The sequence below is a fragment of the Sandaracinaceae bacterium genome (assembly GCA_016706685.1).
Taxonomy (GTDB): Bacteria; Myxococcota_A; Polyangia; order Polyangiales; family Houyiibacteriaceae; genus JADJJE01.
This window is the reverse complement of sequence record JADJJE010000056.1, coordinates 127,318-141,992: the sequence shown is the minus strand read 5'-3', so window position 1 is coordinate 141,992 and position 14,675 is coordinate 127,318. Positions and strand designations below refer to the sequence as shown.

14 protein-coding genes are annotated in these 14,675 nt (G+C 70.3%); 8 read left to right on the top strand and 6 right to left on the bottom strand.

Going from position 1 to position 14,675, the window contains the following annotated elements; all coding sequences use genetic code 11:
* Nucleotides 1-18 precede the first annotated feature (18 nt).
* A complete protein-coding gene (locus tag IPI43_33250) occupies nt 19-1,167 on the bottom strand; it encodes an acyl-CoA dehydrogenase family protein (protein MBK7778928.1) in 1,149 nt (382 codons plus the stop codon).
* Nucleotides 1,168-1,280: 113 nt separating this feature from the next.
* On the opposite strand from IPI43_33250, the gene IPI43_33245 reads away from it, so the two are divergent.
* The 4 genes from IPI43_33245 to IPI43_33230 all read left to right on the top strand — a co-directional run bounded on the left by IPI43_33245 (nt 1,281) and on the right by IPI43_33230 (nt 5,877).
* On the top strand, nt 1,281-2,678 hold the full coding sequence (locus tag IPI43_33245; protein ID MBK7778927.1) for a hypothetical protein: 1,398 nt from the start codon (nt 1,281-1,283) through the stop codon (nt 2,676-2,678).
* 103 nt (nt 2,679-2,781) lie between these two features.
* Complete coding sequence (locus tag IPI43_33240; GenBank protein MBK7778926.1) at nt 2,782-3,507, top strand: TRAP transporter small permease subunit; 726 nt, start codon at nt 2,782-2,784, stop codon at nt 3,505-3,507.
* A 1-nt stretch (nt 3,508) separates the two neighbouring features.
* Nucleotides 3,509-5,077: a TRAP transporter large permease gene (locus IPI43_33235; GenBank protein MBK7778925.1), complete on the top strand. Its 1,569-nt coding sequence runs from the start codon at nt 3,509-3,511 to the stop codon at nt 5,075-5,077.
* Nucleotides 5,074-5,877: a hypothetical protein gene (locus tag IPI43_33230; protein MBK7778924.1), complete on the top strand. Its 804-nt coding sequence runs from the start codon at nt 5,074-5,076 to the stop codon at nt 5,875-5,877. Before IPI43_33235 ends, IPI43_33230 begins: the two co-directional genes overlap by 4 nt.
* On the opposite strand, the gene IPI43_33225 is transcribed toward IPI43_33230, so the two are convergent.
* Entirely contained in the window at nt 5,871-6,542 is a 672-nt protein-coding gene (locus IPI43_33225; GenBank protein ID MBK7778923.1) for a hypothetical protein, read from the bottom strand. The genes IPI43_33230 and IPI43_33225 overlap by 7 nt on opposite strands.
* Nucleotides 6,543-6,636: 94 nt before the next feature.
* Between IPI43_33225 and IPI43_33220 the strand changes: the two genes are divergently transcribed.
* Entirely contained in the window at nt 6,637-8,379 is a 1,743-nt protein-coding gene (locus IPI43_33220) for a hypothetical protein (GenBank protein ID MBK7778922.1), read from the top strand.
* Between the two features lie 27 nt (nt 8,380-8,406).
* On the opposite strand, the gene IPI43_33215 is transcribed toward IPI43_33220, so the two are convergent.
* Nucleotides 8,407-9,843, bottom strand: coding sequence for a hypothetical protein (locus tag IPI43_33215; GenBank protein MBK7778921.1), 1,437 nt, complete (start codon nt 9,841-9,843; stop codon nt 8,407-8,409).
* Nucleotides 9,844-9,898: 55 nt separating this feature from the next.
* Between IPI43_33215 and IPI43_33210 the strand changes: the two genes are divergently transcribed.
* From IPI43_33210 to IPI43_33200, 3 genes are read left to right on the top strand one after another with little or no spacing between them, the layout of a single operon-like run.
* Nucleotides 9,899-10,444 (top strand): hypothetical protein, encoded by a 546-nt coding sequence (locus tag IPI43_33210; GenBank protein MBK7778920.1) that lies wholly within the window; start codon nt 9,899-9,901, stop codon nt 10,442-10,444.
* Nucleotides 10,441-11,073, top strand: a complete 633-nt coding sequence (locus IPI43_33205; GenBank protein MBK7778919.1) for a hypothetical protein — start codon at nt 10,441-10,443, stop codon at nt 11,071-11,073. The genes IPI43_33210 and IPI43_33205 overlap by 4 nt, the downstream gene beginning before the upstream one ends.
* A 9-nt stretch (nt 11,074-11,082) precedes the next feature.
* The gene (locus IPI43_33200) at nt 11,083-11,847 is read left to right on the top strand and encodes a type III pantothenate kinase (protein ID MBK7778918.1); all 765 of its coding nucleotides are present in this window, start codon (nt 11,083-11,085) and stop codon (nt 11,845-11,847) included.
* Between the two features lie 36 nt (nt 11,848-11,883).
* Here IPI43_33200 and IPI43_33195 read toward each other — a convergent pair whose 3' ends face one another.
* The 3 genes from IPI43_33195 to IPI43_33185 all read right to left on the bottom strand — a co-directional run bounded on the left by IPI43_33195 (nt 11,884) and on the right by IPI43_33185 (nt 14,620).
* Nucleotides 11,884-12,195 carry a polyhydroxyalkanoic acid system family protein gene (locus IPI43_33195; GenBank protein ID MBK7778917.1) on the bottom strand — a complete coding sequence of 104 codons (312 nt, stop codon included), beginning with the start codon at nt 12,193-12,195 and terminating at the stop codon, nt 11,884-11,886.
* 116 nt (nt 12,196-12,311) lie between these two features.
* A complete protein-coding gene (locus IPI43_33190; GenBank protein MBK7778916.1) occupies nt 12,312-13,073 on the bottom strand; it encodes a hypothetical protein in 762 nt (253 codons plus the stop codon).
* A gap of 152 nt (nt 13,074-13,225) precedes the next feature.
* Nucleotides 13,226-14,620 carry a cytochrome P450 gene (locus IPI43_33185; GenBank protein ID MBK7778915.1) on the bottom strand — a complete coding sequence of 465 codons (1,395 nt, stop codon included), beginning with the start codon at nt 14,618-14,620 and terminating at the stop codon, nt 13,226-13,228.
* Between the last annotated feature and the right edge of the window lie 55 nt (nt 14,621-14,675).

The following is a 14,675-nucleotide window of genomic DNA, read 5'->3' as shown; positions in this document are numbered from 1 at the left end:
CCGACCCCGAGCGAGGTATCAGCGCACTCCGGCGAAGAGGTTCTTGGCGATGACCATGCGCTGGATCTGCGAGGTGCCCTCGTAGATCTGCAGGATCTTCGCGTCGCGCATGAGCTTCTCCACCGGATACTCGGTGATGTAGCCGTTGCCGCCGAAGACCTGCACGGCGTCGGTGGCCACGCGCATGGCCTGGTCCGCGCCGAAGGCCTTCGCGTAGCTGGCCGTGAGCGAGTTGCGGCTGCCCTGGTCGATCATCCACGCGGCCTTGAGCATGAGCAGGTGGGTGGCCTCGTAGGCGATGCCCATCTCGGCGATCATGGCCTGCACCATCTGGTGCTGCGCGATGGGCACGCCGAAGGTCTTGCGCTCGAGCGCATAGGCGATGCTCTCGTCCAAGGCGCGGCGCATGAGGCCGCACGCGCCGGCGGCGATGTCCGGGCGCGTGCGGTCGAAGGTCTGCATGGCCACCTTGAAGCCATGGCCCGGCTCCGCGAGGATGTTGGCCGCGGGGATGCGCACCTCGTCGAAGTTGATGACGGCGGTGTTGCTGGCGCGCTGACCGAGCTTGTCCTCGGTCTTGCCCACGCTCACACCGGGAGCGTCGCGGTCCACGATGAACGCGATGATGCCCTTGTGGCCGAGGGCCGGATCGACGGTGGCGAACGCGGTGTACCAGGTGGCCCACGCGCCGTTCGTGATGAAGCACTTGCTGCCCGTCACGATGTAGTCGTTGCCGTCTTTGACGGCGCGCGACTGGATGCCCGCGGCGTCGGAGCCCGCGGCCGGCTCGGTGATCGCGTACGCGGCGAAGATGGGCTCGGCCGTGAGCATGCCCAGGTACTTCTTCTTCTGAGCCTCGGTGCCCGCCACCAGGATGGGCGTGGCGGCCAGCGTGTTGGCGGTGAAGCTGGTCTGGATGCCGGTGCAGCCGTAGGCCAGCTCCTCGGTGATGAGCACGTGCTCGACTTCACCCACGCCGTTGCCGCCGTACTCGGTGGGGATGCCGGGGGCCACGAGGCCCATCTCCCAGGCTTCCTTGAAGACGTCGTTCGGGAACGTGTGCTTGCGGTCGCACTCCGCCGCGATGGGGATGATCTTCTCTTTGGTGAAGCGGCGGGTCTCGTCGACCAGCGCCTTCTGCTCTTCGGTAAGCTCGAAACTCAGCATGTCACTCTCCGTGGGGGTCGAACGGGCAGGGACCATAGCCCATGGGCGAGGGGGGCGGTACGTGTACGTTGTATGCGTTCACGCGGGTCGCGAGGCCGCGCTAGTGTGCCCGTGTGCTGCCCCGATTCCACCTGCCGCTCGCCGCGCTTCTGCTGCTCACCGCGCTCGCCTGCGACCGCGGCGCGGCTCCGGCGGTGGGTCCATTGCCTGCCCCCCGGCCCGTGCGGCGCGACCCCCCGCCGACCGTTGCTGACCCTGCCCCCGAGCCCCGCGCGACCACCCTGTGCCAGCGCCTCGATGCAGAGCGCGGCGCGCTCGATCTGGGGGCTCCGCTGCACGCCCGCGTGACGTCGTTCGAGGGCCGCGCGCGCGCCTGGCTCACGCGCACGGACGTGTCGCCCGCCGCGCGAGGCGCGCTCGAGGCGCTGCTGCAGGACCGCACCAGCAGCATGGCGCTCTTGGCGCTGCACGATGCCCGTGCCGACTTCGCCGCGGACCCCACGCTGCCCGTGGATGCCACGCTGGCTGCGCTGGTGGCCACTGACGCGGCGCCTCCACCCGGGTCGAACGCGCGCGTGGTGGCGCTGCTCGCGCAGGCGCGTGGCTGGCTTCCGGGTGACGCGGCCATCCCGTGGATCGAGGCGCTGCTGGTGCCGGAGCGTGGCGGCCGGCGTGCCCTGCTGGACGAGGCGTTTGCGGCCGGAGCGCGCGACCCGGCGCTGCTGCTGGCGCTCGCCCGAGCGGCCACGCGCGAAGGCGACGCGGCCGCAGCCCTCGCCGCGCTGAACGCGTTGCCCCCAGCAGGCCCGGCGGCGCAGGACCCACCGCTGGGCGCAGCGCTGCGCGAGCGGGCCGAGGCCACTCAGCTCGCTCTCTCCGCGCTCCACCGCAGCGAGCTCTCGGGCATCACGGTGTGGGCCGCTTCGTCTCTGCCGGACGACGCCTCGACGCAGCTCGCCCGCGCCGTGCGAGCCGACCTCGACGCCGCGGCGCGCCTGTTGGGTGGGCCGGCTCGCCCCCGCTTGGTGGTGTGGGTCCACGCCTCCCTCGACGACTTCAGCGCGGCCACCTGCGGCACCTCTTGGTCCCAGGCGTTCTACGACGGCGTCCTGCACGTGGTCCTGGTGGGCCAGCAGCTGGACGCCACGCTCCTGCGCAGCGCGCGCCACGAGGCCCTGCACGCCCAGCTCGACTTCCTCACCCCGCTCGCGCCGCGCTGGCTGCAAGAGGGCCTGGCGCAGCGCTTCGCCGAGGAGCCCTTCGACCCCAACGCCACACGAGGGAGCGCGCCGCTCACGTCAACAGAGCTTCAGAGCATCGACCGCGACCTCGGCCTCGGCAGCGATGGCACCACGGCAGGTGCCGCCTACGCGCGCGCCCGCCTCGCCATCGAGCAGCTCGTGGCTCGCTCGGGAGACCGCGGCTTTGCCCAAGCCGTCACCGCCCTGCGAGCCGGCCTTCCTCCTGCCGCGCTCCCCGAGCAACTCGGCTTCGCGTCCGCGGAGCCCTGACCGAACGGTCGCATGTTACGCCGGTGTTTCGCGCGGCGCCGCGACTTGATAGCCTCCCGCGCTCGCGTCACCGTGCGCGCCCGAAACTTCCCCGGAGGACTCCGTGACCATACTGCGCCGAATCGACGAAGGGCTGGCGCGCGGCGAAGCCGCCCTGACCGCGACCGTGCTGCTGGCGATGATCGTCGTCGCCAGCGCCCAAGCCGTGCTCCGCAACTGCTCCGACATGGGGATGGTGTGGGCCAGCAACGCGCTGCCGTCGATCGCCTGGGCAGACCCGTTCCTCATGAAGGGCACGCTCTGGCTCGCCTTCTTGGGCGCGTCCTTGGCCACACACGACGAGAAGCACATCGCCATCGACATCCTCCCGCGCCTGTCGCCGCCCAAGGTGCGCGCGGCCATGCGCGGCATCATCGGCGTCACGGTGGGCATCATCTGCGTCTACTACGGGCGCGTGATCATGCGCACCATCCTCAACAACGCGAGCGAGGTGCCGCTCGACTACGAGGTCATCCTGGACGCCGGCCGCGCGCATATCTGTGACGCGCCCGCCAGCGCCCTGATCGGCGACCTGGTGCGCCCCGACATCTTCTGCAGCATCCGGGGCGTCCTCGCCTCGCTCAACGTCCCGGTGGCCACGCCCGAGGCTGCGCTCGACCTGATCGTGCCCACCATGTTCATGTTCATGGCCATCCGCTTCTTCATCAAGGGCGTGGCTTCGTTCCTGAGCATCCCGAAGGGCGGCGAGCCGGATCCCCACGCCGCCGCCGCAGCCGCCGCCGCCGCCGCAGCCGCCAGCGCCACCCCCAGCACGGACGGGAAGGCCTGAGATGGACCTCTGGATCATCCTCTTCCTCCTGGGCCTCGCGCTCCTCGGCGCGCCGCTCTTCGCCATCTTCGGGGCGGCCGCCATGCTGCTCTTCTCGGAGATGCCCGACACGCCCATCACGGGTGCCACCAACGACGTCTTCAGCGAGAAGTTCGCCAACTCGCCGCTGCTCGTCACCATCCCGCTCTTCACCTTCGCCGGCTACCTCATGGCCGAGTCGGGGACCCCGCGCCGGCTCGTGAACATGTCCCGAGCGTGGCTCGGCTGGATGCCCGGTGGCCTCGCCATCGTGTGCCTCATGGCGTCCGCGTTCTTCACCACCTTCACGGGCGGCAGCGGCATCACCATCGTGGCCATCGGTGGCCTGCTGTATCCGGCCATGATCGCCGACCGCTACCCAGAGCGCTTCTCGCTCGGCCTCGTGACCACGGGTGGCTCGCTCGGCCTGCTGTTCCCGCCCAGCCTGCCCATCATCATCTATGGCGTCGTGGCCGGCGTGCAGATCGAGTATCTGTTCATGGCCGGCATCATCCCCGGTGTGGTCACGCTCATCGCCATCGGCGTCTACGCGGTGTTCGTGGGCGTCTCCACCAAGATGCCGCGCACGCCCTTCGTCATGAAGGACGCCATGCAGGCGCTCTGGGAGACCAAGTGGGAGGTGCTGCTCCCGGTGGCGCTGCTCGGCGGCATCATGACGGGCACCCTGCGCATCCACGAGGCGGCCGCCTTCACGGCGCTCTACGTGCTCATCATCGAGGTGTGGGTCTACAAGGACGTCTCGTTCCGCAACGACCTGCCGCGCATCATCCGCGAGTCCATGACGCTGGTGGGCGCCATCCTCATCATCCTGGCCACGGCGGTGGGCTTCACGTCGTTCCTCATCCAGGCGCGCGTGCCCTTCCTCATCCTGGACGCCATGAGCGCGTTCATCGACAGCAAGCTCGCGTTCCTGCTGCTGCTGAACGTGTTCCTGCTCATCGTGGGCATGCTGATGGACATCTTCAGCGCCATCGTGGTGGTGGTGCCGCTCATCGTGCCCATCGCCACCCGCTTCGGTGTGGACCCCGTGCACCTCGGCATCGTGTTCCTCCTCAATCTCGAGATCGGGTACATGACGCCGCCGGTGGGGCTCAACCTGTTCATCTCCAGCTTCCGCTTCAACAAGCCGGTGACGCAGCTGTACCGCGCGGTGTTGCCCTTCATCGGGCTGCTGATCATCGCCCTGCTCATCACCACCTATGGCGAGAAGCTCTCCATGTGGCTGCCGGAGCGCATGGGCTACGTGCCGTCGGCCAGCATGCACGCCATGGAAGACCCTGACGCTGCGCCCGACACCGGTGCCGCGCACGATGACAGCGGCGACAGCCTGGACGACCTCGAGGGCGAAGAGCCGCTCGACCTGGACGACCTCGAAGGCGAAGACGACGAGCCCCTGAACCTGGACGACCTCGAGGGCGAAGACGGTCTCGACGACCTGGACGACCTCGAGGGCGAGGACGGTCTCGACGACCTGGACGACCTCGAAGACGGCGGCACGGAAGACCTGGACGCGCTCGAGGGCGCGCCGTGACCCACGCTCGAGGTGGCTTGCCCGCGCTGGGCTGTCTGCTCGCCCTGCTGGGCTGCGGCGGCGCGGCCACGGTGGCACCCACCTCGGCGCCCGTGTCCAGCGGAGGCAGCAGCAGCACTCGGTCACTCGACGGCCGCGCCGTGGCGTTGGCCCGCGAGGTCTGGAGCGCTCTCGACACCACCACCAACACCTGTGACGACCAGTACGACTACTTCCCCAACGGTGGCGCGCGCATCTTCGCTTGCCACCTGTTCTCGCTGGTGAGCTTCGAGCGCATCGTGTCGGCGTCGGGGCTGCGCCCCTTCGTGAGCGGCCCTCACACACAAGGCCTCGACTTCACCGCCAGAAGCGACTTCGGCCACTACAACCCCGCGTTCGTGCAGTTCCTCTCGGACCATGCGGTGCCCGCCGTGAGCGACCCCGCGTTCCGTGCCGCCACGCAGGCGCACTACGACACGTACGTGCGGCCCCTCGCGCGCATCATGCACGCCACCCACGAGAAGCTGGCGGACCACCCCGAGTGCTTCGAGGCCGAGCTGCGCGACTACCGCGACGCCATCGCGACGGGGGCCACCCAGGACTACGTGGAGCCCTGGTTCTTCTTCATGAACCCCATGTACTGCGACCACCGGCGCGCGGACTACGAGGTCTTCGATGGAACCGAGATCGACGGCGGCTACGACGGCAACGTGACCAAGACGGCGGTCGGCTTCTGGCTGCGCCGCTCGCTCGACGGCACCGAGCCCGCGTTCTTCGAGGCGCTGGTGCGGCTGATGAACACCTACGAGCGGCCTCAGTAGAACGCGTGTCCCAGCAGCAGCCGCACGCTGGGGGCCACCTGGTGGTCTGGCGCGCGCGCCCAGACCAGAACGTTCAGCCCGGCGGCGGCGCACACGTAGAGCGAGGCGAAGTGGCGCGCGTAGCCCAGCTCGGCGCCCAGCAGCACCTGCCCCCCCGGCTGGACACGCGCGAGGTAGCTGCCCGTCAGCCCCACGAACAAGCCGTCCAGGCCCTCGCCCAGCAGCAGCGCGCTCACGCGCGCGGTCAGCTCCACCCCGCGCTGGCCGCGCAACCGGGTGATCACCTCGGCTTCGAACCGCAGGCGAGCCAGCGGGCCCCCTGTGAAGGGCGAGAGCGTGAGGCCCAGGCTGACGCGACCACGCACCAGGGCCACGAGGTCCGAGTAGCTCGCAAAGCGCCGGGCAGGCCGCGCGGCGTCCAGTTCGAGGCGCTGATCCGGCGCGCACTCCGGGCTCTCGCTCCCGAGCTCGCACTCGGCGGCCGGAGCGCTTCCCTCGGCGCTCTGCTCAACACCCACCGTGGTGTCCGAGTTGTTCACAGCACGTGCGCCCGGGCCGGCCTGTGCGGCTGCATCCGTGGGGGGCAACCCGGTGGCGAGCCACGCGCTCACCAGCAGCCAGGGGATGAAGTGGAACCGGGAGGCAGATGAATGAAGGGCCGGCATGGTGCGTCTCACCGCCGCTTGTCGGCTGACGTGCGGCCGTATTGCGCTACGACTCGTCATTCGCTTTCTGGTGTAGGCTCCGCCGAGGTCATCGATGCTTCGTCACGCACTCTTCCTCTCGCTCTTCTGCGGTCTGGTGCTCCCGGGCTGCTTCCTCTTCCGCCGCGAACCCGCCCGAGTGGTGGTGCGGCCCGCGGGGTACACGGCAGGCGCCACGGTGGGTGGCGGCACGGCCGCGCCGGCCAACGACATCGCGCCGCGTGACGCGCTCGAGCGCGTGGAGGCGCACCTCACGTCCAGCAGCTACGTGCGCACCGGCCCGGCCGTGCACAACAGCAACATGCCGCAGAACGGCCTGGTGGCCTACGCGCTGGACGCCGACGCGGGGCAGTGCTTCGTGGCCGTGGCCGTCAGCCCGCCCGGCACCGACCTCAACATGGTGGTCATCGACCCGCGCGGCGCGGCCGTGGCCCACAACGTCCAGCCCGACGCCCACCCGTGGGTGGAGATCTGCGCGGCCAGCCGCGGCCGCCACGTGGTGCGTCTCCAGATGGTGCGCGGCAGCGGCGAGTACTACTACGCCGTGTACGCGAAGCGCGGCAGCCAGCAGGCGAACATCGCGGCTCTCTATGGAGACGGCGCGGCCACGCAGGTGGAGGCCGCCACGCTCGACGGGGACACCCAGGCGCGTGTCGCCGCCGTGGACACGCGGCTCCGCTCGCAGCGCTACCAGAGCGTGACGCAGCCGCAGGGTGTGCGCCTGGGCAGCCGCGAGGACCGCAACTTCCCGCTCAACTTGCAGGCCGGGTACTGCTACGCGTTCGGCACCTTCGGTGGCCCTGGCACGGGGGACACCGACGTGTTCATCGTGGACGGCAACGGCAACGATCTGGTGGTGGACCAGGCCACGGCGCGTGATGGCTTCGTGGAGTTCTGCCCGCCCGTGCCAGGCGCCTACACGCTGCGCGCGCGCCTGTTCGATGGCGCGGGCGCGGTGTTCGTGGCGGCCTGGGCGCGCCCTGACGCCAGCAGCGGTGTGGCCGTGGCGCCCGTGGGCTCCAACCCCACCGGCAGCGTGGTGGGCGTGTCCACGGCGGCCATGAGCCTCGACGACAACTACCGCCTGCTGGACGCCGACATGGTGGCGCGTGGCTACGAGCACTACGGCGAGCCGGCGGCCGGCGAGCTCACCCAGGGGCAGACCCAGGACTTCGGCATCAGCCTCGAGGGCGGCAAGTGCTACGCCATCCTCGCGGTAGGTGACTCGGGCGTGCGCGACCTCGACCTGGCCGTGCTCGATGGGCGCGGGCAGGCCATCGACCGCGACGTGGAGGCCGACGCCCGCCCCGTGGTGCGCGTGTGCCCGGAGCGCTCGGGCGAGAGCCGCATCCAGGTGCGCATGGCCAACGGGGGCGGCGGGTTCCGCTACGCGGCCTACCGCTGGCCGCGCGGCACCCGTGGCCCGTTCAACCTGAACGGTCTCATCTACGTGCGCCTCGCCGAGGTGACGTCGCTGCTGAACGTGGACGGCTACCAGCCCAGCGCGGACTTCATGCCGGAGAACGGCCGCTGGCGCGCGTCGGGAGCCACCGCGCGGCACTCCATCAACCTGCCCGCCGGCCGCTGCCTGTCCATCCTGACCGTGGGCGGTGACGGCGTGCACGACATCGACGCCAGCCTGAGCATCGGCGGGTCGCAGCTGGCGCGAGACACCACGCACAACGCCTTCCCCGACCTGCGCTTCTGCACCGACCGCGCGGGCGACTACTCCCTCGAGGTCACCGCGCGCACGGGCACGGGCGAGTACTTCTACCAAGTGTTCGAGCAGAACCGCTGACCACGCGCCGCACGTGGCGGCGCTGCGTCAGTCGGACACCAGCTCGAACACCAGGCGCGCCGCGTGGGCCTCGCTGCGCGCCGCGTCCACGTTGGGCACCGGGAAGTGCAGCGCGTCGCGCGGCTCACGGCCCAGGTTGGTGAGCGCGACCAGCACCGTGGCCGTCCCCGCGCCCAGCTCGACAGGCAGGTAGCTGCGCGGCGTCCCGCGACGCGGCGGTGCGCTCATGCGACCCAGCTCTTCGCCGCTCGCTCCCAGGCGCGCCACCGAGAGGGACCACGCCACGCCGAACTCGCCCCGCAGGAAGACGCGCAGGCGTGAATTGGCCGGCGCGCTCCGCACGTCCACCAGCGCGTAGTAGGTGCCTGTGGGCTCCAACTCCATGGGCGGGTCGAGCTCGCCCGTGGACGGTGGGTGCGTGCGCAGCGCGTCCGTGGACATGCGCAGCGTGGCATCGGGCAGGGCGTCGGGGCCTAGCCGGCGCGCCCACGCGGGAGCGCGGGTGGACGCGCGTGGCCCAGCCAGAAAGCGGTCCAGCGCCAGGGTCTCGAGCGCCGTCGCGAACGGGTCGTGGCTGACGCGCAGCACCGTCTCGAGCGCCTCCCACAGGTCGGGTGAGCCGCGGTAGCCTTCGCCCTCCCAGGTGCGCTGGCTGGCCAGGTCCCACAGCGACCGAACGAAGTCCCCGGGCTGTTCCTCGTGACGCTCGGCCAGCGCGGCCAGCAAGAGCGCGCCGCCCGCCTGCGGTTCTTCGTCGGCGTAGGCCACATAGGCCTCGTGCGCCTCGCGCTGGCTGTTCAGCGCCTCGTCTTCGCAGCCCCAGCGGCCCGTCAGGCGCTCACTCAGGTACGCCGCGGTCGCGCGGCGCCAGCTCTCGGACTCGGCCGGGTCCGCCGACAGCAGCAGCGCCTCGGCATAGGCAACCCCCGCGCACGCGGCGAGGTCGCTCGGCGAGGTGGCCGCCGAGAGCCGCGCGAAGGTGCTCGCGCGGTCCATGTAGGTGTGCAGGGCGCGCTCGTCGAAGCCGGCCCGCGAGGGCGCCGTCTCGTCTACCAAGTACAGGTCCAGGCCCAGGGTCCCGCCGCGACCGCCGTCGGGCAGCGGGGCTGGCCAGCCCTCCACGGCCAGCATGTCGTGCATGGCCTCGAGTCCCCTCAACGCGCTCGCCACCGTGCTGTCCGGCACCCCCTCGGGAGCGTGCACGTGCAGCTCGGCCCGGCTCGATACGGCGCGCAGCGCGCTCTCGGGGCGGGGCTCCGGATCGTGTTCCAGCAGGCGTTCGCCCACCCAGCGGCTTCCGGAGCTGCGCACGACGGCGTCGGCCCAGTCGTGCAGCCCGAGCGGATCCACGGGAGGCCCCGCGTCCTCTACCACCGGCGTGCCCCCGCAGCCGGAGCTGGCCAACGCAACCGCAGCCGCCATCAGCAGCGCTGCCCAGCCCTCGTTCGTTCGGACGCGCTGCATGGCAAACATTTGACACGATCGCACAAGAGGTTCTACATCGTGCTCGGAGGATTCTGTGTCCAACATTGGCTTCGATCCCAAAGGTTTCTACGAGTTCGACCTCGCGCGCGGTGCCGTCAGCACCCGCGGAGGCGCACGCGTCATCGTCCTGTCCGACACCGTGGTGGCCAGCTTGGTCTCGGCCGCGGTCGAGACCGGCGACCTCACCGTGCTCCGCGAGCTCGGCAAGCAGATCGGCGCCCAGGTGGTCGCCTCCCTCGGCGGCGCGGTCTTCGACGACTCTCCCGAGCAGGTGCTGGCCCACACGTCCGGCTGGCTGGGCGTGCTCGGCTGGGGTCGCCTCGGCTTCGAGCGCTGGGGTCAAGCCCTGGTGGCCGTCATGGAGGGCGTGCCCGCGCTCGACGAAGACAGCCTCGGCATCGCGGCCCTCTTGGGGGGCGTCATCTCGTCGCTCTCCAAGCTGGAGGTCGCGTGCGTGCCGGTGGGCGGCAAGTTCCTGGTGTGCAACCCCGCCATCGCCGAGTCCGTCTGGCTCTGGGCCAATGACGGCGTGGAGCTGGGCACCATCGTGGATCAGCTGATCCTCGCCGAGGCGTCATGAGCTCCGCGCAGGTCGCAAAGCTCGAGGCCCTCTTGGCGCGCGTGCACAGCCGCCGGCTCGAGCCCGGCCTGCGCTTGGTGGACGCCCCCGCTTCCGCGCACGTCGTCTCCAGTGACGCAGACGTTGGCTTGGACGAGCCCGCCACCATCCCGCCACCTGCCTCCACGTCGTCTCTGCTCACCCTGGACGAGCCCATTCTCACGGCCGCCGCTCCCGCTCCGGTGGAGAGCGCGGCCCCGGCGGTCGGAACACGCACCACGCTGGACGTGGACCCCGAGCTGGACGACCTCATCGAAGTGGACGTGCCTCAGGCTGCCGCCGTGGCCGCTCCGCTGCCCGCCAAGCTCGAGCCCATCGAGCCCTCGGAAGACGCGCTCATCACCGCCGTCGCCCGTCCGGCCCCCATCATGCAGCTGGACGAGCCCGTGGCGCCGGTGGCCGTGGCGCCGGTCGTCCCCGAGCCCGTTGCCGCTCCGCCTGTGGTGGCGCAAGCCACCGGCCCCGTCATCATGCAGGCGCCGCTGCCCGTGGCCTCTGGCCCCATCGCCAGCTTCGTCGGCACCCCGCAGCGCCATGCGCTCTCCTTCGGCGAGCTCGTGGGGCTGGCCATGTCTCTGACCACGCGCTAAGGCTCCTCCATGCTGCTGGCCGTCGACGTGGGGAACACGCACACGGTGTTGGGTCTCTATGAAGACACGACGCTCGTTCACGACTTTCGCATCGAGACGGCCAAGGGGCGCACGATGGACGAGTACCACGTCCTCCTGCTCAACCTCTTGCAGGTGGCCGAGGTGCCCCGCGCCAGCGTGCGCGCCAGCATCCTCGCGTCGGTCGTCCCCAACCTGAACGACACGCTCATCGAGGCCGTGGACCGCGCCTTCGACCACGAGATCCTGGTGGTGGGCCCCGGCATCAAGACCGGCATGCCCATCCTCTACGAGAACCCGCGCGAGGTGGGCGCCGACCGCATCGTCAACGCCGTGGCCGCGTTCGAGCGGGTGAACGGGCAGGTCATCGTGGTGGACTTCGGCACCGCCACCACCTTCGACTGCGTCAGCGCCAAGGGCGAGTACCTGGGCGGGGCCATCGCGCCGGGCATGCAGATCAGCGCCCACGCGCTGTTCGACCGTGCGGCCAAGCTGCCGCGTGCCGAGATCGTGCGCCCGCCGAAGGCGGTGGGCCGCAACACCATCCACTCCATGCAGTCCGGCATCGTGTTCGGCTACGTGGCGCTGGTGGACGGCCTGGTGAACCGCCTGTGGGGCGAGATGGGCAGCCCCTGCACGGTCATCGGCACCGGCGGCCTGGCCCGGCTGATCGAGCCCGAGAGCGAGACCATCGACGAGGTGGACGAGTACCTCACGCTCGAAGGCCTGCGCCTGCTGTACGAGCGCAACCGCTAGGGTTGCTGCCCGGAGGCCCTGCGGCCGCTGGGCAGCTCAGAACTCGCCGGCCTTGCCCTTGGCGAGCCAGACGTTGACCTCGCGCTCCACCAGGCTGAGCGCCTTGCTGCGGAACGGCCGGAAGAGGAAGGGCACGTCGAGGTCCATCTCGATGGCCTTGGGCGTGAGCCCCAGCGAGCCCCGCAGCGTGATGCCCTTCACGGTGAACTGAACGTCGGCCTCGGTGGGCGTGGTCCACGTGGCCTTGGGCGAGTACTCCGCGAAGCGCAGCGAGTACGCCTCCCAGGCCTTGTCGGTGACGAGGCGCGCGCGTTCGATGGTGAGATCGTGGGGGATCGCATGCTTCATGGCCCGACAGAGTGGGGATGAACTCCCCTCAGCGCAACCTTTTAGGGTGCACTGGGTGCCATGACGGAAAGCGAAGAGGCCTCGGAGGCCCCGCAGGTGTCGGTGCGTGGAGGGGCTCAGCTGGCCATGGCGGCCTGCAGCGGCGCCGGCGCCAGCCGCGGGTCGGACGAGCCCTGACGCTCGCACTCGCGTGCCCACATGTAGAAGCAGGTGAAGTACGTGATCTTCAGGTAACCGCCCACGGCCCAGTACAGGTTCACGAAGAACATGAACGCGAAGATGCCCAGCACGGGGCTGACGTTGCCGAGGACGTTGAACGAGCCCACGCCGAGGCCCCAGCAGACGAGGCCCAGCAGATAGGTGGCGAGCCCCATGCCGATGATGCCCGAGCCCACCTGCGTGGGGTCGTTCTCGGCGAGCTCCTTGCTCCGCTTGAACGCGTTGAAGAAGCCGGTGTTCTCGATGACCATGGCCGGCATGACCACGTAGGTGGCGGCGGTCCAGACGGCGCGCACGATGCCCGCCAGGATGCTGCCGAGGATGTCGTCGCGCTCACGGGCGTAGGTGGCCATGAGCTCGAAGGCGGCCGAGATGGCCGCGAAGATGAGGATGCCGGGCGACGCCGCGAACGTGCGGGAGAGCGCCGGCTTGAACTCGGCCTTGCCGGTGGTGACCTGGTCGTAGATGAGCGAGACCGTGAGGCCGTTGCAGAAGTAGTCGATGAAGTAGAGGCCGGTGAGACCGACCGCCGCCACGACGTACCCGAGCGCGGAGTCCTGCGTGAAGTGATAGAGGATCGTGAAGACGATCATGGCCGGGATGGCCAGCACCAGGTTCAGCAGGAGCGGCGACAGCAGGGTAGTGTTCTGCTTAACCATCCCCAGAACCTGACCCATGAAGCTGAAGACGCGGAAATAGCGAGACATGTACCGATTCCTCCTCTGGGTGCCCCCACCCAGTTGGAGCGCAAGCTCGCACATCCCTACTGGAAAATCCATGCCCGTGTTCGGGGACGCACGCGCGACGTGAGCTACTGCGGCACGGCCACCATCTGCACGCCGCCGCCGGGCCGCAGCGTGACGGCGGACTCGGGCAGCACCGTGTGGCCGGGCACCAGATCGAAGCGGTGGCGCTGGGCCAGGGTGGCCAGCAGCAGGGTGGCCTCCACCAGCGCGAAGGTGCGCCCGATGCACAGGCGCGGCCCGCCGCCGAAGGGGAAGTACGCGAAGCGATGCGGCAGCTTGGTGCCGGGGGCGAAGCGGTCCGGGTCGAAGCCCTCCGGGTTCGGGAACAGGCCGGGATGCCGCTGCACCACCCACGGGCTCACGAACACCAGGCTGCCGCGCGGGATGAAGTAGCCGCCTAGCGTGTCGTCTTCGGTGGGCGAGCGCGCGATGGTCCAGGCCGGCGGGTAGAGCCGCATGACCTCGTCCAGCACTTGGCGCGTGTAGACCAACGCAGGGATGTCCTCGAGCGTGGGCGTGCGCCCCGCCAGCACGGTCTCGAGCTCTGCCGTGAGCCGCTGCGCCACCTCGGGATGTCGTGAGAGCTGCACCCACGCCCAGCTGAGCGCGTTGGCGGTGGTCTCGTGGCCGGCCAGGAAGATCGTCATGACCTCGTCGCGCAGCTGCGTATCGCTCATGCGCTCGCCCGTCTCCGGGTCGGTCGCGTGCAGCAGCAGGCTGAGCAGGTCGTCGCCCACCTCGCCGCTGCGCCGGCGCTCCTCGATGATGCGGAACACGATGGCGTCGAGGTTGCCCCGGTGCCGCAGGAACGCGCGGTTGTGGCGCGTGGGCACCGACAGCGGCAGCTGGAAGGGGTTGCGCAGCCGGCGGTTGGTCTCGGCCGTGATGAAGTCCACCGCGGCGCCCACGATCTCGGCCTCGCGGTCCACGATTCCGCTGCCCAGCAGCGTGGTGGCCACCACCTCGAGCGTCAGGCGCATCATGGCGTCGTGCATGTCGAACACGCGCCCCGGCACGAAGGCGTCGCGCGCGTGCTCGGCGGCCACGGTCATGGCGGGGGTCAGCGCGTCGATGCGCTTCTTGTGGAACGCAGGCTGCGCGATGCGCCGCTGACGCAGCCAGAAGTCGCCCTCGCTGGTGAGCAGCCCGTCCCCCAGGAACAGGCGCAGCTGGCGCATGCCGCGCGTCTGCTTGCCGTAGATGCGCGCGCGGTCTTGGAGCACCGCCTGCACCAGCGCCGGGTCCGAGACCAAGTGGGCGGTGAGTGTGCCGAACTGCAGCCGCACCACGTCACCGTGGCTCTCGCGGATTTGCAGGAACGACGCGAGCGGGTCTCGCGCCAGACGCTGGTGGCCGATGATGGGGTCTGCCGGTGGGCTGGGGGCCAGCCGTGCCGCGGGGGGCGCGATGGGGCGACCCGTGAAGATCGGGGAGGGGGCCAGCAGGTCGAGCACTCTCATCATGGGCGTTCTCCGTGTAGGCTCGGGCTCTCTCGCATGGCGACCAGGTCGGGCT